The 18,853-nt window shown below is 45.7% G+C and carries 16 protein-coding genes; 3 read left to right on the forward strand and 13 right to left on the reverse strand.

Annotated elements, in window-relative coordinates; genetic code table 11:
- Positions 1 to 54: 54 nt before the first annotated feature.
- The 11 genes from AR383_RS06570 to AR383_RS06620 all read right to left on the reverse strand — a co-directional run bounded on the left by AR383_RS06570 (position 55) and on the right by AR383_RS06620 (position 10,286).
- Positions 55 to 1,644, reverse strand: coding sequence for an ABC transporter substrate-binding protein (locus tag AR383_RS06570; protein WP_055732411.1), 1,590 nt, complete (start codon positions 1,642 to 1,644; stop codon positions 55 to 57).
- Positions 1,645 to 2,033: 389 nt separating this feature from the next.
- Positions 2,034 to 2,513, reverse strand: coding sequence for a phosphatidylglycerophosphatase A family protein (locus AR383_RS06575; RefSeq protein ID WP_055732412.1), 480 nt, complete (start codon positions 2,511 to 2,513; stop codon positions 2,034 to 2,036).
- A 21-nt stretch (positions 2,514 to 2,534) separates the two neighbouring features.
- The gene (thiL, locus tag AR383_RS06580) at positions 2,535 to 3,512 is read right to left on the reverse strand and encodes a thiamine-phosphate kinase (protein ID WP_055732413.1); all 978 of its coding nucleotides are present in this window, start codon (positions 3,510 to 3,512) and stop codon (positions 2,535 to 2,537) included.
- Positions 3,513 to 3,515: 3 nt separating this feature from the next.
- The gene (gene nusB, locus AR383_RS06585; protein ID WP_055732414.1) at positions 3,516 to 3,932 is read right to left on the reverse strand and encodes a transcription antitermination factor NusB; all 417 of its coding nucleotides are present in this window, start codon (positions 3,930 to 3,932) and stop codon (positions 3,516 to 3,518) included.
- A 15-nt stretch (positions 3,933 to 3,947) separates the two neighbouring features.
- Positions 3,948 to 4,418, reverse strand: coding sequence for a 6,7-dimethyl-8-ribityllumazine synthase (gene ribH / locus AR383_RS06590; protein WP_055732415.1), 471 nt, complete (start codon positions 4,416 to 4,418; stop codon positions 3,948 to 3,950).
- Between the two features lie 98 nt (positions 4,419 to 4,516).
- Positions 4,517 to 5,629 carry a bifunctional 3,4-dihydroxy-2-butanone-4-phosphate synthase/GTP cyclohydrolase II gene (gene ribBA, locus AR383_RS06595; RefSeq protein ID WP_055732416.1) on the reverse strand — a complete coding sequence of 371 codons (1,113 nt, stop codon included), beginning with the start codon at positions 5,627 to 5,629 and terminating at the stop codon, positions 4,517 to 4,519.
- A 56-nt stretch (positions 5,630 to 5,685) separates the two neighbouring features.
- The gene (locus tag AR383_RS06600; protein ID WP_055732417.1) at positions 5,686 to 6,339 is read right to left on the reverse strand and encodes a riboflavin synthase; all 654 of its coding nucleotides are present in this window, start codon (positions 6,337 to 6,339) and stop codon (positions 5,686 to 5,688) included.
- 14 nt (positions 6,340 to 6,353) lie between these two features.
- Positions 6,354 to 7,469: a bifunctional diaminohydroxyphosphoribosylaminopyrimidine deaminase/5-amino-6-(5-phosphoribosylamino)uracil reductase RibD gene (gene ribD, locus AR383_RS06605; RefSeq protein WP_229711119.1), complete on the reverse strand. Its 1,116-nt coding sequence runs from the start codon at positions 7,467 to 7,469 to the stop codon at positions 6,354 to 6,356.
- On the reverse strand, positions 7,466 to 7,918 hold the full coding sequence (gene nrdR, locus AR383_RS06610; protein ID WP_055732418.1) for a transcriptional regulator NrdR: 453 nt from the start codon (positions 7,916 to 7,918) through the stop codon (positions 7,466 to 7,468). The genes ribD and nrdR overlap by 4 nt, the downstream gene beginning before the upstream one ends.
- Positions 7,919 to 8,707: 789 nt before the next feature.
- Positions 8,708 to 9,961: a serine hydroxymethyltransferase gene (gene glyA, locus AR383_RS06615; RefSeq protein ID WP_055732419.1), complete on the reverse strand. Its 1,254-nt coding sequence runs from the start codon at positions 9,959 to 9,961 to the stop codon at positions 8,708 to 8,710.
- Positions 9,948 to 10,286 carry a hypothetical protein gene (locus AR383_RS06620; RefSeq protein WP_157051657.1) on the reverse strand — a complete coding sequence of 113 codons (339 nt, stop codon included), beginning with the start codon at positions 10,284 to 10,286 and terminating at the stop codon, positions 9,948 to 9,950. The genes glyA and AR383_RS06620 overlap by 14 nt, the downstream gene beginning before the upstream one ends.
- Before the next feature lie 88 nt (positions 10,287 to 10,374).
- Here AR383_RS06620 and AR383_RS06625 point away from each other — a divergent pair, with 88 nt between their 5' ends.
- Both AR383_RS06625 and AR383_RS06630 read left to right on the forward strand, forming a co-directional pair.
- Positions 10,375 to 11,232, forward strand: a complete 858-nt coding sequence (locus tag AR383_RS06625; protein ID WP_188407327.1) for a ChaN family lipoprotein — start codon at positions 10,375 to 10,377, stop codon at positions 11,230 to 11,232.
- A gap of 251 nt (positions 11,233 to 11,483) precedes the next feature.
- Positions 11,484 to 11,747: an Lpp/OprI family alanine-zipper lipoprotein gene (locus AR383_RS06630; RefSeq protein ID WP_055732422.1), complete on the forward strand. Its 264-nt coding sequence runs from the start codon at positions 11,484 to 11,486 to the stop codon at positions 11,745 to 11,747.
- A gap of 46 nt (positions 11,748 to 11,793) precedes the next feature.
- Here the strand turns inward: AR383_RS06630 and AR383_RS06635 are convergent, their stop codons facing one another.
- Positions 11,794 to 12,705: a L,D-transpeptidase family protein gene (locus AR383_RS06635; protein WP_198150213.1), complete on the reverse strand. Its 912-nt coding sequence runs from the start codon at positions 12,703 to 12,705 to the stop codon at positions 11,794 to 11,796.
- A 268-nt stretch (positions 12,706 to 12,973) separates the two neighbouring features.
- On the opposite strand from AR383_RS06635, the gene ettA reads away from it, so the two are divergent.
- A complete protein-coding gene (gene ettA / locus AR383_RS06640; protein ID WP_055732424.1) occupies positions 12,974 to 14,638 on the forward strand; it encodes an energy-dependent translational throttle protein EttA in 1,665 nt (554 codons plus the stop codon).
- A 171-nt stretch (positions 14,639 to 14,809) separates the two neighbouring features.
- Here ettA and purL read toward each other — a convergent pair whose 3' ends face one another.
- Entirely contained in the window at positions 14,810 to 18,703 is a 3,894-nt protein-coding gene (purL, locus tag AR383_RS06645) for a phosphoribosylformylglycinamidine synthase (RefSeq protein WP_055732425.1), read from the reverse strand.
- Between the last annotated feature and the right edge of the window lie 150 nt (positions 18,704 to 18,853).

Below are 18,853 nucleotides of genomic sequence, written 5' to 3' on the forward strand. Positions count from 1 at the left end.
TACAGCTCTGTGTCTGAAGGAAGGAAAGGGGCCGTTACCAGCCCCTAAGCATGTTTATTTTAACGACACGCCATAGAAGTAATGACCACCTAGAGGGTCAATTTTAAAGCCTTGAACTTCTTTACGAACTGGCTGGTAAGTAACAGAATGAGCAATAGTGATCCAAGGAGCTTGTTCCTTGAAGATCAACTGCGCTTCTTCATATAGCGGTGTACGATCAGCTTGATTAGAAATTTGTTTCGCTTTCATAATCACATCATTGAATGGCTTGTAACACCACATAGCACGGTTACCACCACCTACAGCGTCACAACTTAACAATACACTTAAGAAGTTATCTGGGTCACCATTATCTCCGGTCCAACCTAGTAATACGGTATCGTGCTCACCTTGTTTAGAACGCTTAAGGTATTCACCCCATTCGTAACTCACAATTTCCGCATCCACACCCACTTTCGCCCAATCGGCCTGAATGATTTCAGCCATACGACGCGCATTAGGGTTATACGGACGTTGAACAGGCATTGCCCAGATATTGGTTTTCAAATCGCTAACACCGGCTTCTTTCAGTAACGCTTTAGCTTTTACTGGATCGTAAGCGTAATCAACGGTGTCGTTATTGTAAGACCACATTGTTGGTGGAATGGGGTTCTTAGCGATTTTACCGCTACCTTGGAACACCGCATCGATAATTGCTTGCTTGTTAACCGCTAAGCTAAGCGCTTGACGCACTTTAACGTTATCAAAAGGTGCTTTTTGAGCATTAAACGCCAAGTAACCTACGTTTAAACCTTCTTGGCTCATTAGGTTGATCTCGGGGTCATCTTTCATTTGCTCTACGTCAGCCGGGTTTGGATAAGGCATAACGTGACACTCACCCGCTTTCAGCTTGGCATAACGGACTGACGCGTCAGGAGTGATTGAGAAAACTAAACGATCAATTTCAGGTGCACCACGCCAGTAATCTTTATTACCCACGTAACGAATAATTGAGTCTTTTTGATACTGCACTTTTTGGAAAGGGCCAGTACCTACAGGGTCAAGGTCCAACTTCTCAGGCGTACCCGCTTTAAGCATGGCATCAGCTTGTTCAGCAGAGAAGATAGAAGCAAAGTCCATCGCTAGGTTAGCAATGAAAGGCGCTTCAGGGCGGCTTAGTACAAATTTAACGGTGTAATCGTCAACCTTAACGATTTCTTTCACCAAATCGTTCATGCCCATGCCGCTATAGTACTCGTAAGAACCACCAGACACTTTGTGGTAAGGATGCTCAGGGTCATCCTGACGTTCGAAAGAAAATACCACGTCATCGGCGTTAAAGTCGCGAGTCGGTTTGAAGCCTTTTTTCTGGCTATGGAATTTTACACCCTTACGTAGGTGGAAAGTGTACTCTAGGCCATCTTCAGATACGTCCCAAGACTCCGCCAAGCCAGGAATAACGTTAGTGGTACCCACTTCAAACTCAACTAAGCGGTTAAACATATTTTTAGAAGAGGCATCAAACGTGGTACCCGCTGTGTACAAACTTGGATTAAAACCCTCTGGGCTGCCTTCTGAACAGAAGACAAATGTTTTAGCCTGTACACTGACGGCTACAGCGCTTGCTACGAGTGCTAAAGATAGCTTCGCTAATCCTTTTTTCATTATGATTCTCCGTGTGACATCTTGTCATATATGCAACCGGTATGGCCGCATTTCCGGTGTGTTTGCGAATAGACTAATAATTTTTATTCTTGATAAATCTAGTATCAGTTGTCTGATATGTCCTGTTAACAGTGACAAATATTGACAGTACGCGATTTAAGCAAGTCTGATCCGCTTTTTGCCCGTAATAAACTAGTATTTTTATCTGCCACTGTAAATAGCATCAACAGGATTTTATAAGCCAAAATAGACTTGGCGCAGTCGAAGTGATTAATGATTCGTTAGAAGATCATAATTATGCACATAGTAATAAGCATATACTTAATATTTATAAAAACAATCTACTAGATAACATCATACAAATATAAAAATGCAGATGGAATGCGTGACTAATTAAGGACGAGCAAAATTATTTGCATCGATATTGCCGCGAAAACGCCAGCTAATACGTCATCTATCATTATGCCGAAGCCACCGTGAACTTTTTTGTCCAAAACTTTTATCGGCCACGGCTTCACGATATCAAACAGCCTGAATAACAGAAAACCCAACAAAATATTAAGCGGCGAAACGGGCACCAGTAACATGGTGATCCAAAAACCTACAAACTCATCCCAAACAATCGCGCCATGATCATGCACGCCCATATCATCGCTGGCTTTTTGACAGCACCATACGCCAAATACAAAACTGACTACTAAGGCCAGCAAATAACCGCTAAGCGGTAACTGAGCCAACAATAAATATAAGGGGATAGCCGCCACAGTACCTGCGGTACCTGGAGCCTTGGGGCTTAAACCACTGCCTAAACCGAGGGCGCATAAATGCAAAGGATTACGCAAACTTAAACGGGCTAAAGCCTTATCCATAGTGCTGCTCTATAACGAAAACTAGTTAAAGTGATCCCAACCAGAGGGGTCGAATTGATAGGGTTTGCCTTGATACTGTAGCTTGATTTCTCCCTGGCCAGAAGCCAGCTGACCAATGCAGGTAAAAGGCACGCCACTATACGAAAGGGAAGTATTCACCGAGCCTTTATTTGACTCCGGTACAGTAAAGCAGAGTTCATAATCTTCTCCACCACAAAGCGCCAGTTGAAAGCTTTGATCTAAGCCTACCGCCTCGGTCATGGTTTCTGAAAGCGGTAGCTGCTCTAATTTTAGACTCGCGGAACAGCCACTTTGACGCAGAATATGCCTTAAATCATTGGCTAAGCCGTCTGAAATATCGATGGTTGCCGAAGCTATATCGCGTAAGCCATAACCCGCCAATACTCGGGGTTGAGGGAAATAGTGTTGTTTCAAACACAGCTCTAGCTGCTGAGGGGTTAAGCTCAGCTGTTGCTGTAAGTGAGCTAAGGCTAAACCCGAGTCACCTAAATTACCAGTAACGTAGATCCAATCGCCGGGTTTAGCTCCGTTGCGGCGTAGGGCCTTATCGCTAGGCACAACGCCATGAACCGTCACGGTAATGCTTAGCGGCCCTTTAGTAGTATCGCCACCAATCAGGCTAACATTAAAATATTCGGCTAAGTCGTAAAAGCCTTTACTAAATTGTGCCAACCAAGGTTCATTCACTTCGGGTAAGGTCAACGCTAAAGTAACCCAGCGTGGCTCTGCTCCCATCGCCGCCATATCGCTTAAATTGACCGCGAGAGCTTTATGCCCTAGGGCGCGAGGAGGGATATCAGGGAAGAAGTGAATGCCTTCAACCAGTGTATCGGTTGAAATAGCAATTTGACTATTTTCAGGTGCAGCAACCAGCGCAGCGTCATCACCCACGCCCAGTAAAACGTCTTGGCGTGGTGAGCTTTGCCGGAAGTACTTCTCAATAATGTCAAATTCACCCAAGGATGATTGAGAACGCATTATTTAAGACTTGAGCTGTTGCAGGCGAAGTACTTTATCTAGCACACCATTAACAAACTTATGACTATCTTCTGCGGCAAATGATTTAGCCAGCTCGATGGCTTCGTTAATCACCACTTTAGGTGGTACGTCACTTACCATTAATAGTTCATAGACACCAATCAACAAAATGGCGTGTTCAACAATGTCCAGTTCTTCTAGCTTACGTGACAATGAAGAGCTCATTGCCGCATCAAGTTTTTCGCTATTGCCAACTACACCAGTGAGCAAAGTAGAAAAGTACGGAACATCAGCTTTACTCATATCCTGTTCGCTTAAGAACTGATGTTCGATGTTAGCAACGCTGTCCTTGGTCACTTGCCATTGATAAATTGCTTGAGTAGCAAATTGCCTCGCTTTACGGCGTGCAGCTGGTTTCACAGAGAGATCCTCAAATTAAACTTCGATCTGACTAACTAAGTTAATCATTTCCAAAGCGCTTAGGGCGGCTTCGGTACCTTTATTACCCATTTTAGTGCCAGCGCGTTCAATCGCTTGCTCGATAGACTCAGTGGTTAATACGCCAAAGGTCACTGGAATATCGTATTCCAACATCACCTGCGCCAAACCTTTATGGCATTCATTAGCCACCAATTCGAAGTGATATGTACCACCACGAATTACCGTACCCAAAGCAATAATAGCATCGTATTTTTTACTAGCAGCAATACGCTTAACAGCTAAGGGAATTTCAACCGCACCAGGTACTCGAACTACCGTGATGTTGTCATCATTCACGCCACCTTGACGGGTTAAGGTATCAACGGCACCCGACAACAGGTTTTCGTTAATAAAGCTGTTAAAACGTGCTATCACAATGGCGACTTTCGCATTTGGCGCCGCTAAATTTGCTTCGATTACTTTCATACTTGATTCTGCCTTTTCTTTGAGTCCATCAAAAAAATCGCGCCATTCTAGCACAACTAATTCAATTGACCCTTATTAAAATTATTAAACGCCTAGGCTTATTCTTGGTCGATATATTCAATCACTTCTAAACCAAAACCGGAAAGCGCATGATAGCGTTTTGGTGAGCTCAGCAGACGCATTTTACTTACGCCTAAATCAGCCAAGATTTGCGAGCCCACCCCCACGGTGCGCGAGGCAACTTGCTGCTGTTTTTTATTGGGTGTTTGACCGCGGTCTTCCAAAGCAAAAGCTTTCACCTGCTCAAGCAGATTATCGGCATCATCATCGGTGCTTAATAACACCATCACACCATTTTCCTGTGCAATTTTTTCCAAGGCCTTATCAATCGGCCAGCTCATTCGCCCGGCTCGATCGCTGCCTAGTAAGTCACTGAATGGGTTATGCAAGTGCACTCTCACCAAGGTCGCCTGATTGGCGTCAACCTCCCCAGCCTGCATCACAAAATGCACTTTTTGATCGATGGTATCGCGATAAGTAATCAACTTAAAGTCACCGTAACGGCTTGGCATGTGACATTCAGAAACCCGCTCGATGGTGGTTTCGTTATTGTTACGGTATTCAATCAAGTCGGCAATGGTGCCCATTTTTAAGTCATGCTTTTGACAAAACTTTTCCAAATCGGGGCGGCGCGCCATGGTGCCGTCTTCATTTAAAATCTCAACAATCACGGCGGCTGGTTCGCGCCCCGCTAAACGAGCCAAATCGGTACCTGCCTCAGTATGGCCAGCGCGAGTTAATACCCCACCCTCTTGTGCCATCAAAGGAAAAATATGTCCCGGCATCACAATATCACTGGGTTTAGCATCACGTGCTACCGCGGCCTGCACGGTTCTAGCGCGGTCGGCAGCCGATATGCCGGTTGTCACTCCCTGCGCCGCCTCAATCGATACGGTGAAATTGGTGGCGAACTGTTCGGTATTAACGTCTACCATTAAGGGTAATTTCAATTGCTGACAACGCTGTTTGGTCATCGGCAAGCAAATTAAACCTCGGCCGTAAGTTGCCATAAAATTGATGGCCTCTGGCGTTACCATGTCGGCCGCCATAATCAAGTCACCTTCATTCTCACGATCTTCATCATCCATGAGAACCACCATTTTACCATGACGTAAATCTTCAATAATTTCTTCGATACTGCTTAATGACATAGCAACCTTACTTACCTTTGAGGCGTATTTTTTGTTGTTTCAACATTTTAAGCCAGCTACTTAATAAAGCCATGCTGTGCTAGGAATGCACTGTTAATTTTAGAAGTTTGAGGCTGTTCAGCGTAACCAATAAGCCGTTCAACATAACGGGCGATAACATCCACTTCTAGGTTAATTTTTTGGCCCACCACCCAACTGGCAATGGTGGTTTGCTCCGCTGTATGTGGAATAATCGTTAGACGCAACTGCTGCTGCTCCACCTGATTCACCGTTAAGCTGATACCATCTACCGTAACCGAGCCCTTGTGGGCGATGTAGCGAGCTAATTCATTTGGCACTGTTAGCCAAATATTAACGGCGCGCGCGCTGGGGCTAATACTGGTGACTTCAGCTAGGCCATCAACATGACCGCTAACAATGTGTCCACCAAAACGACTGGTGGCTAACATGGCTTTTTCAAGATTAACGCCATCGCCCTGCTTACACTTGGCCAGTGAAGTTAAACTTAGCGTTTCTGTGGAAACATCGGCGCAAAAATAATCTTGGCCAAACTCAACCACGGTTAAACAAATACCACTTACCGCAATGCTGTCACCCAGATGCACATCTGACATATCCAAAGTGGGACAAGCGATTTTCAAGCGAACGTCGCCACTGCGTTTATCAACACTTTTTATGGTGCCGAGAGCTTCTACTATTCCTGTAAACATCTTGCTGTGCTCGATTATTGTGGGATCCAGATAGTCTTTATGTCGGGGCCAATACGCCGCGTTTCAAGACAACTCCAAGAATTTAGCTGAGACATTTGAGTATAACCGCCTACATCAACCAAGCTCTGCGCATCGGCTCCCATCAGTAAACCCGCTTGATAACAAATCAGCTGGTCTACCAAGTTTTGTTCAATTAAAGCGGCGGCAAATTTACCTCCTGCTTCAACCCAAAGATCATTTATTTCCGCTTCAGCTAATTGCCACATCAATGCGCTCAAATCATCATCTGCGCGAACTTGCAATTGTTTAGCCGCCGGCAAGCCAATTTGATGCTGAGCGCTAGCCAACCACAAATTTTGCGGTTGTTTAAAAATATTTAACTGTTTTGACGCTTTCGACAAACGCTGCTGGCGGTCTACAACAATGCGAATCGGCTGACGCAGCTCGGTTTCCGGCAGCAGCTCCGCTAGGCTACCGAGCTCAGCATAACGCACATTTAGGCTGGCATTATCGCGGATCACCGTAGCCGAGGTGGATAAAATCGCATGGCTAAGCGCACGCTCACGTTGTACATCACTGCGAGCATAGGCCGAAGTAATCCACTTACTCTCTCCATTAGCCAAGGCGGTTTTCGCATCGATGGAGCCAGCCAATTTAAGCCGAATAAAGGGGCGTTTACGCTCAACTCGGCTTAAAAATCCTGGGTTAAGCTCGCGTGCGGCTTGCTCCATTAAGCCACTACGTACGGTTATGCCTGCTTGCTGTAAACGAGCGATACCTCGGCCAGCCACCTGAGGGTTAGGGTCAACCATGGCCACCACCACTTCAGCGACTCCTTGCTCTACTAGCATATCTGCGCAAGCCGGAGTGCGACCAACATGACTACAAGGTTCTAAGGTCACATAACAAGTGGCGCCTCGAAGGCTAAACCCGCGAGCCTTGGCATCGGCTGCTGCGTTAACTTCAGCATGACCTTCACCCGCTTTACGGTGGTAGCCTTCGCCAATAACTTGGCCATCTTTTACTAATACACAACCCACGTTGGGGTTTGGAGCGGTAGTATAACGTCCTCGTTTAGCCAAGCTGATGGCACGGGCCATATAATGGCAGTCATCAATACTAAAACTCACTTCTTTTCCAACTTGGCGATTTCTTCGCTGAATTCTTTAATGTCTTCAAAAGAATGGTAAACCGAGGCAAAACGAACATAAGCCACTTTATCTAAGCTAATTAAGGCTTCCATTACGATATTACCAATAAACTTAGTTTCCACCTCTCGCTCACCGGTGGCGCGTAATTGCGATTTGATTTTGTTCACCGCTTGCTCAACCTGGTCTACGCTCACCGGACGCTTTTCCAAAGCCCGCATCATACCGGCGCGCAATTTATCTTCGTCAAAGGGTTCTCTCACGCCATTGCCTTTAATGACTCTGGGCATGACCAACTCAGCAATTTCAAATGAGGTGAAACGCTCATGACATTCCAAACATTCACGACGACGTCGCACCTGATGCCCATCGGCAACCAGCCGAGAATCGATAACTTTAGTTTCATGAGCAGAGCAAAATGGACAATACATAGCTAAATCCTTAAACGAATATGCGGCGATTTTAGCCGCTAAGCCGCTTCAGGTACAGGCTGGGCAAGCTTTAATGCTTGAATAATCTGATTAGAGTCATTTTTTGAGTTTGTCACTAAAGGCCTTAATTGTAAGGATGCCTTACAATCCATCAGGGAACATAAACAGTCAATTGCCAAATATTAATCGACTGAATTATAAACATTTTATATGAAGTAAATAGCGGCCGGAAAACAACAGCGAATAATCAGCCAGAGCGGGAATAACACTAGAGAGTAGAAATGCTCAGATGAGTCACTAGGTAGTGGCTATTGAGACAGAGTCAGGCAAACACTAAATCAAGTGAAGGGTCTAACGGGACAACGAAGTAAACAAGCCCATAAGGTCTGCAATCAGAGGCCAGAACCTTGGCAATTCCATTGCCAGGAAGTACCTGTAATAAACACTAAAGTAAGACTAAAACAATAAAGCCTCCCCATATAAGGAACTGCACAATCACTTGTCGTTTTGCATTAGCAATAGGATTCAAATCCATCTTTATTCTCTCTTTGTTTATTCAAATTGCCAGCAATGCCGAAAATTTGACTCGTAAATTAATTAGTTCGTTGTTGCAAATTCAATACCAAGTATTGACCTAACCATCAACAAACCAGTCTACTCCCTCCTTAGCAAGTTGCTAGTCTTAACAAACTTGTATATCCAAAAAAGCTACAATAAAAACACAAAAAGGAGGCCTAAGCCTCCTTTCTTATTCAATTAGCGCCTAGTCCCTAGGCTAACTACTAATACTTATCCGTAAACAGGGAAACGCTTACAAAGTGCCAGTACTTGGCCTTTCACACGCTCAATTACCGCTTCATCCTGTAAATTATCTAATACGTCACAGATCCAACCCGCTAGCTCTTTAGAGGCCGCCACATCTAAGCCGCGACGAGTGATAGCAGGAGTACCAATACGTAAACCACTGGTCACAAATGGTGAACGTGGATCATTAGGTACCGAGTTTTTATTAACGGTAATGTTAGCGCGCCCTAGAGCCGCATCCGCATCTTTACCAGTAATGTCTTTGTCGATTAAATCAACCAAGAACAGGTGGTTCTGTGTGCCATTTGAAACAATTTTGTAGCCTCGTTGCTGTAGCACTTCTACCATCGCTTTGGCGTTGTCTAAGACATTTTGTTGGTATTGCTTAAACTCAGGCTCCATTGCCTCTTTAAAGGCCACCGCTTTAGCCGCAATGACATGCATTAAAGGACCACCTTGGCCGCCAGGGAATACTGCAGAGTTAAGTTTCTTCTCAATTTCTTCGTTAGCACGCGCTAAGATCAAACCACCGCGTGGACCAGCCAACGTTTTATGAGTAGTGGTAGTCACTACATCAGCAATCGGTACTGGGTTTGGATATAAACCGGCAGCCACTAGACCGGCAATGTGTGCCATATCAACAAACAAATAAGCGCCAACTTGATCCGCGATATCACGGAAACGCTGCCAATCAACAATGCCAGAGTAAGCTGAGAAACCAGCAATAATCATTTTAGGCTTGTGCTCTTGAGCCAAGCGCTCAACTTCGGCGTAATCAATCTCACCGGTTTCAGGGTTAATACCGTACTGAACCGAGTTATAAATTTTACCCGAAAAACTAACACTCGCACCGTGTGTCAAGTGGCCACCGTGGGCTAGACTCATGCCTAATACGGTATCGCCTGCATTAAGTAGTGCCATAAATACGGCAGAGTTAGCTTGAGAACCAGCATGCGGTTGTACGTTGGCATAATCCGCACCAAATAGCTGCTTAGCACGCTCAATAGCCAGCACTTCAGCTTTATCTACATACTCACAGCCACCGTAGTAACGTTTGCCAGGGTAACCTTCTGCATACTTATTAGTAAGGTAAGAGCCTTGCGCTTCCATTACTCGTGGGCTGGCGTAGTTCTCAGAAGCGATCAGCTCAATGTGCTCTTCTTGACGAACTTCTTCGTTGGTAATGGCTTGCCATAATTCGGCATCGTAATCGGCGATATTCATATCACGCTTTAACATCAGTATCTCCTGACTCTTTTGTTACATGTTGGTGGGTGATTTTGCGAAGGCGCATTCTAACCTGACTCCCTGTTAGATCACAGTAATATTTTCCGCCATCTCTAGGCTTCTCTAGCAAGGCTACAATCTTACTAACGCGTTCCCTGTGCAGTGTGCCCAGCCCATCAGCTGTTTGCAATTTTCTCGAAGACCGCTTTAAACAATATGAAATTAATTCACGTTCAATAAAAGGTGACTTTTCAAACCACATAACCATAAAATGATAATAATTATCATTTAACCAAAGAGTATTCGCTATGGCTTTTCGCTTTTTCATACTAATCATAAGTTTAACCTTAAGTGCCTGTAGTGCAGTCCCTTCCCCAGCAAACATTCCCAAGAAAACAACACTCAACACTTATTATGACTTTCAATTGTACGACCCAAGCAATCAACAAGAAATTGACAACATCAAGCAGCTAGCCCAGCAACTAGCCGACTCACAAGTCGTCTTATTTGGGGAATTCCATACTCATCCGGCGATTCACTTAGCACAATTGCGCCTGTTTGCCGCGCTTTATCAGCAAAACCACCAGCTCAGCTTATCCATGGAACAATTTGATCGCAGCCAACAAGCTGTATTAAACCAATACCTCGATGAACAAATTGGCGAAGAATGGTTAGTCAAACAAACTAAGGCTTGGGATAACTATCGCTCTGACTATCGTCCCTTGGTTGAATTTGCCAAACAACAGCAACTCGAGATTATTGCAGCCAATGCGCCGAGAAAGCATGTTCGCTGTTTAGGCCGACAAGGGCTCGACTATTTACAGCAACTTCCAAGTAATCAACGCCAGCAGCTTGCTGAGACTTTTACCATAGAGGACCCAGCCTACCGGCAACGACTATTTGGCAATGCCCACCACGGCGATGAACAGCAAACTCAAAACCACTTTATTGCAATGTTAGCTTGGGATGACACCATGGCAGAATCCATTGCTAAGCATGCCTTAAACAGTGGCCAACAAATCATGCATACCGTAGGTAACTTTCATATAGAACAAAGACAAGGCACCTACTCACGCGTTAAACAACGTTTACACGGGCAGAAAGTCAGTTCGGTGGTGGCGCTAAGCGAGCGGGAATTTACGAGTTTGAGTGCAGCAGAGAAACAACAAAAAGGCGACTATTTAATTATTGTTCGGGCCCTACCGCTACGCTATAAAAATGAGCAACATCGCCGCGCCGAATTTGCCCAAATAAACCAGCAAGCCCAAATTAGCTGCCAGTAAGCTTAATCATCAAAAATCTGCAAAACTGTCTCTAATGTGAGACAGGGTTTGTTAATATAATGTTATCAGTAGCGCTTAAATATTTGTAAATGCCTAATTTTTCCTTTAGTTTAACTAACTAAGACTTGCAGCTTGTATAGATTGAGCCATAATCAATACCAGCGGTTCACTAATTGCAGTGGCCAGCTTTGCTTAAAATGAATTGACGATTTTTACTATCGTTAGAATTGAATAAAAAGGACGGACTTATCATGAATAAGGTTTTAGTTGCAGGCGCTATTGCTTCTACCATTTTACTAGCGGGTTGTTCAAACACTACCGCTCTAGAAAACAACGTACAATCATTAAGCGACAAAGTTGACGCTCTTTCAAATGAAGTAGCAGCACTTCGCGCAGAGCAAAGCTCTTTAAGCAGCGATGTAAAATCTGCTCAAATGAGCGCTGATGAAGCAAAAGCTGAAGCGATGCGCGCTAACGAGCGTATCGACAACATCGCATCTTCTTACACCAAGTAATAGATATTTGCGATGAAAAAAGGTGATGCTGAGCATCACCTTTTTTTTATCCTTGCTTAAGCCCAACCCGCAAAGCTATTCCCTGCTGACTCTTCAAGGCTTGATTAACAATGCTCGAATCAACGCCGGCTTGAGTAATAAATTTAATATTATCTCGACTCAATCTTAAAGTCGTTGCCTGCTGTACTTCCTGCTGGCTACGGTTTAAGGGCTGGTGCACTTCTAACAAATACTCACCACTAGGCTCAACCGAGTGTTTGATAGCTTGATCAATAATCCGCACCGGCGTCTTAACATCCACTTGCGAGAACAGATATTCGATATCATTAGGGAACAGGCGAATACAGCCAGAGCTCACTCGTAGGCCTACCCCAAAATCTTTATTAGTGCCATGAATTAAATATTCACCACTACCGTAAGCTAAGCGCAAAGCATATTCACCAAGCGGATTTTCTGGCCCGGCCTGAATCACCTGCGGCAAAATAATTCCCTTGGCTGCATATTCGTTACGGATATTCTGAGTGGGTGTCCAAGTCGGGTTTTCCCGTTTTTGGCTAATATAAGTGGACATCTCCGGTGTTTCTCGGCCAATTCTACCAATGCCTATCGGCAATACATCAACTTGTGTGCCATTGGGTCGAAAGTAATAAAGACGTAACTCAGCTAGGTTAACCACAACACCTTTACGCTCTACATCGGGCAAGAGGATTTGAGTAGGGATCAACAGCTGCCTACCCACTTCTGGTAAAAATGGGTCAACACCCTTGTTTGCCGCCATAAGAGCCAAGAACCCTACACCATAATGCTCGGCAATCAGCGCTATGGTTTCCCCCTGTTGCACTTGATGAACTTGGTTTTCACCGAGCAGACGACTGCCGTCATCAGGAAGATCGTAGGTAATGGCCGATGCCCTAAAGGCTAAACTGAAAGCAAAGCAGATAAACAATAGTGGTTTCATTTTTTCCATGGCGTTAAAAGTGATGACAGCAACATACCATTAAGCTATTTAAAATTCGACTAATTAAGCTGTGGACACCACTTAGCGAACAAGCCAAATAGCAATGCCTGACAATTCACTATTTAACATCAAAAAACAAACAGATAAACTCTGCTGCAAAGCTAGCTTCCCTGAACGAAGCCAGTATCATTACAAACTATAATTTTTGGTATTTAGCATCCCAGCTTGCTAAAGCCACATTACTTATTTGCAATTTGAGGAAAGGCGCATGGCCCAATTTATTTACACGATGAACCGCGTAGGCAAAATCGTGCCCCCGAAAAAGCACATCCTTAAAGACATTTCTCTGAGCTTTTTTCCGGGCGCCAAAATTGGTGTATTAGGTTTAAACGGCGCAGGTAAGTCTACCTTACTACGTATTATGGCAGGCATTGATACCGAAATTGAAGGGGAAGCGCGTGCTAACCCTGGCACTAAAATCGGTTACTTGCCTCAAGAACCGCAAATGGATTTAGACAAAACCGTTCGCGAAGTAGTAGAAGAAGCCGTAGCAGTAGTAAAAAATGCCCAAACTCGACTCGATGAAGTGTATGCAGCCTATGCCGAGCCCGATGCCGACTTTGATGCCCTCGCGCAAGAGCAAGGTGAATTAGAAGCGATTTTGGCGACTCACGATTCGCATAGTTTGGACAACCAGTTAGAACGCGCCGCCGATGCCTTACGCCTGCCGGATTGGGAGCAAACCATCGACAAACTATCAGGGGGTGAGCGTCGCCGTGTAGCGCTATGTCGCCTATTGCTAGAAAAGCCCGATATGTTATTACTCGACGAACCCACCAACCACTTAGACGCCGAATCGGTGGCCTGGTTAGAACGCTTCCTTCACGATTACGAAGGTACCGTAGTCGCGGTTACCCACGACCGTTACTTCTTGGACAACGTAGCCGGCTGGATCCTCGAACTAGACCGTGGCGAAGGGATCCCATGGGAAGGTAACTACTCATCTTGGCTAGAGCAAAAAGAAGCGCGCTTAACTCAAGAAGCTTCGCAAGAAAAAGCCCGCATGAAATCGATTCAAAAAGAACTCGAGTGGGTACGTTCTAACGCTAAAGGCCGTCAAAGCAAAAGCAAAGCTCGGATGGCGCGTTTTGAAGAGCTGAATAATCAGAGCTTCCAAAGCCGTAACGAAACCAACGAGCTATTTATTCCTGCCGCTCAGCGCCTAGGCGACAAAGTGATCGACGTGAATCACTTAAGTAAATCTTACGATGGCCGAGTGCTGATCAACGACTTGTCGTTTAGTATTCCCAAAGGCGCCATTGTAGGCATTATTGGCCCTAACGGTGCTGGCAAATCCACCCTATTCCGTATGCTAACTGGCGCCGAACAGCCTGACTCGGGTAGCATCGAAATCGGCGAGACCGTGCAAATTGCTAGTGTTGACCAGTTCCGTGACAACATGGATAACAACGCCACGGTATGGCAGGAAGTTTCCGGCGGCTCCGACATCCTAAAAATTGGCAATGTGGATATTCCTAGCCGCGCCTATGTGGGGCGTTTTAACTTCAAAGGTACCGATCAGCAAAAACGAGTGGGTGAGTTATCGGGTGGTGAGCGCGGTCGCTTACACCTAGCGAAACTACTTCAGGCTGGTGGCAACGTATTGCTGCTTGATGAGCCCACCAACGACCTTGATGTGGAAACCCTACGCGCGCTTGAAAATGCCCTGCTAGAGTTCGCTGGCTGTGCCATGGTTATCTCACACGACCGTTGGTTCTTAGACCGTATCGCTACCCATATTCTGGATTATCGCGATGAAGGCCAAGTCAACTTCCACGCAGGTAACTTCACCGAATATGAAGCTTGGCTAAAAGAGACCTTAGGTGACGAAGCTGCACAACCCCACCGGATTAAATACAAGCGCATTAACTAAACTTATCGCGCTAAGTTAAGTTTAACTACACAAATAAAAACACCGCTCTTTAAAAGGCGGTGTTTTTTTATTTGAATGATAGCTCCGCTTTCACTCAGATAAAAAAATCCCCACGCGCTAAGGCGTAGGGATCCAATTTTAAGTTTGTGTTAACTAAGCGCGAGTCTTAACTTAACCCACATTCACTCGTGCATTACGGAACATCCGCATCCACGGGCTATCTTCACGCCAATCATCTGGATGCCAAGAGTTAGCCACGGTGCGGAATACCCGCTCTGGGTGCGGCATCATTATGGTAACACGACCATCTTTAGACGACAGACCGGTGATCCCTAGCGGCGAACCATTCGGGTTAGCTGGGTATTGCGTAGTCGCATCACCGTAGTTATCTACATAACGCAGCGCCACAGTGCCACTATTGGCCAACGCATCTAAATGATCTTGGTCGCGCACTTCGACTCGGCCTTCGCCATGGGAAACCGCAATCGGCATCTGCGAGCCAGCCATGCCATTTAAGAAGATAGAAGGAGAAGCTTGCACTTCCACTAAGCTAAAGCGCGCCTCAAAACGCTCAGACTCATTGCGCACGAAACGTGGCCATAAGTCGGCGCCTGGGATAAGTTCACTGAGGTTAGATAACATCTGACAACCGTTACACACACCTAAGGCAAACGAATCACTACGCTCAAAGAAGGCACTAAATTGCTCACGAGCACGGCTATTAAACAAAATCGATTTTGCCCAACCTTCACCCGCACCTAGCACGTCACCATAAGAGAAGCCTCCACAGGCCACAAGGCCGGCAAACTTATCTAAACTCACGCGACCCGCCAAGATGTCACTCATGTGCACGTCTACCGCAGCAAAGCCAGCTCGGTCAAAGGCTGCCGCCATCTCGTGATGTGAGTTAACCCCTTGTTCACGCAAAATGGCCATTTCTGGCTTAATGCCTTTAACAATGTAAGGCGCCGCCACATCATCATTAATATCAAAACTTAAGCCAATATTTAAGCCTGGGTCTGCAGCGTCAAATTTGGCTTCAAATTCTTGTTTAGCACACTCCGGATTATCACGTAGCGCTTGCATTTGGTAAGTGGTTTCCGCCCAAATACCACGGTAATGAGTGCGAGTATTGGCCAATACCACTTTGCCATGACGAGTAAAACGAATACTGTCATCACTATTTAAGGCACCAATCACATGACTACAAGAGGCTAAACCGTGGCCAGCTAACAGGTTTAATACCGCTTCTTTATCTTCGGTTTTCACCTGAATCACGGCACCTAACTCTTCATTAAATAGCACTTCAAGATCGTCACCCGCCAGTAAGTCGAGAGCGATATCCACACCACAATGTCCGGCAAAGGCCATTTCAGCCACGGTAGTGAACAAACCACCATCACTACGGTCGTGATAAGCCAGTAGTTTTTGTTCTGCGGTTAATGCTTGCATCGCATCAAAGAAGCTTTTTAGCAACTCTGGTGAATCCACATCGGGCACTTTATTGCCTAGCTGTTTGTATACCTGCGCTAAGCTAGATGCACCCATACGATTCTTAGCTTGGCCAAGGTCAATCAAAATAAGATCGGTATCACCCACATCGTTACGCAGCTGAGGCGTCACGGTGAGGCGAATATCTTCGACTTTGGCAAAGGCGCTAATGATCAATGACAATGGCGAGGTAACCGACTTGTCTTGGCCGTCATCTTGCCACGCGGTTTTCATCGACATAGAGTCTTTGCCCACCGGGATAGTTAAACCCAAGGCTGGACACAACTCTTCACCCACCGCTTTAACCGCTGCATATAAACCAGCGTCTTCACCGGGGTGGCCAGCTGCCGACATCCAATTGGCCGATAGTTTAATGTGGTTAAGACTACCGATGTTGGTGGCTGCGATATTAGTCAGCGCTTCGGCTACAGCTAAACGCGCTGACGCTGCGTGGTCAATCAAGGCCACCGGGGTGCGCTCACCCACCGACATCGCTTCACCATGATAGGTATCATAGCTGGCCGCTGTTACCGCACAGTTAGCGACGGGAACCTGCCAAGGCCCCACCATTTGGTCACGGGCGACTAAGCCAGTTACGCTGCGGTCACCAATGGTAATTAAGAAGGTTTTTTCTGCAATTGTAGGTAAGCGGAATAAACGCTCAGCCGCTTCGGCTAGGTCTATATCGTCCGCCTTAAACGCTGGTCCATTAAAGACTGCACTTTTAACGTCACGGTGCATCTTCGGCGCTTTACCCAACAACACCTCTAGCGGCATGCGAATAGGGTCATTGTTAAAGTGCGAATCATGTAAGATTAAATCGCGCTCTTCGGTGGCCACACCAATCACCGCATAAAGTGCGCGCTCACGTTTACAGATGGCATCAAATACCTCAAGATGCTCTGGCGCTACCGCTAACATGTAGCGCTCTTGCGATTCATTACACCAAATCTCTAGCGGCGACATGCCAGGTTCATCGTTAGGAACGCTGCGCAAATCAAAAATACCACCACGGCCACCATCATCCACTAACTCGGGGCAAGCATTAGACAAGCCGCCAGCACCAATATCATGAATAAACGCGATAGGGTTGGCGTCACCTAATTGCCAACAGCGGTCGATAACCTCTTGACAGCGACGCTCCATTTCTGGGTTTTCACGCTGAACGGAAGCAAAATCCAAATCTTCACTTGATTGACCAGAAGCCATAGAAGAAGCCGCCCCACCGCCTAAACCGATGTTCATGGCTGGGCCACCCAATACGATGATTTTAGCACCAACTGGAATTTCGCCTTTCTCAACATGAGACTCACGAATATTACCTAAACCACCCGCCAACATAATTGGTTTGTGATAACCACGCACTTCGGTGCCATTAAAGCTTTCCACTTGTTCTTCGTAAGTACGGAAGTAACCAAGAATATTAGGTCGACCGAATTCGTTGTTAAAAGCCGCACCACCGAGTGGCGCTTCAACCATAATTTCTAGCGCATCAACAATTCGACTAGGCTTACCGAAAGCACTTTCCCAAGGCTGCTCGAAACCAGGAATGCGCAAGTTACTTACAGTAAAACCCACCATACCGGCTTTAGGTTTAGAACCACGACCGGTAGCGCCTTCATCGCGAATTTCACCACCAGATCCAGTTGCCGCACCAGGGTAAGGTGAAATAGCAGTAGGATGGTTATGGGTTTCCACTTTCATCAAGATGTGAATATCTTCTTGATGATAGTGGTATTGTTTAGATTCTGGGTTCGGGAAGAAACGTCCAGCCACCGAACCAGTCATTACCGCAGCATTATCTTTGTAGGCTGACAGTACGTAATCACTGTTGTTTTCGTAAGTATTTTTAATCATCTTAAACAGCGACTTGGGCTGTTTAACACCATCAATGGTCCAATCAGCGTTAAAAATCTTATGACGACAGTGCTCTGAGTTCGCCTGAGCGAACATCATCAGCTCTACGTCGTTAGGATTACGCTGCATTTTGTTGAAATTATCCACCAAGTAGTCAATTTCATCATCGGCTAAAGCAAGGCCTAACTCTAAGTTAGCTTGCTCTAGCGCTTGTCGGCCGCCGGAGAGAATATCAACTGACTCAAACGGTGTAGGGCTAGCGTGCTCAAACAAGGCTTGCGCTTGCTGCAGGTCGCTAAATACCACTTCCATCATGCGGTCATGGATAAGTGCTTTTAAACTTTGGTTTTGCTGCTCGCTTAAGGGTTCACTGCTATCCACGTAATAAGCAATACCACGCTCTAAACGTTGCACCGTTGCTAAACCACAGTTATGAGCAATATCACTGGCCTTTGAAGACCAAGGTGAAATTGTACCGGGACGTGGGGTCACCAATAACAACTGACCACTTGGCTGATGCTCGGCAATGGTAGGGCCATAGGTTAACAACTTGTCTAATACCTGCTGCTCTGCATCACTCAAGTCATTTGAGATATCAGCAAAATGCATAAATTCAGCATAGATAGAAGTAACGGGAAGGTCTTGCTCTGCGCAACGCTTTAACAATTGCGCAATTCGAAACTCAGACAGTGCAGGTGCACCTCGTAGTACCAACATATTTATGTGCTCGCTTTTCCAGATGGAGGTGGGAGGGGGAAAATTGCGCGTATTATAGATAAAAACTGCGACAATGGTAAACAAAACGTTAGCTTAGTGAGGAAAACGCAGCTTAATGCTAGACAGCCCGGCGTATATCCATAAAATCGA

Source organism: Agarivorans gilvus, assembly GCF_001420915.1.
Lineage (GTDB): Bacteria > Pseudomonadota > Gammaproteobacteria > Enterobacterales > Celerinatantimonadaceae > Agarivorans > Agarivorans gilvus.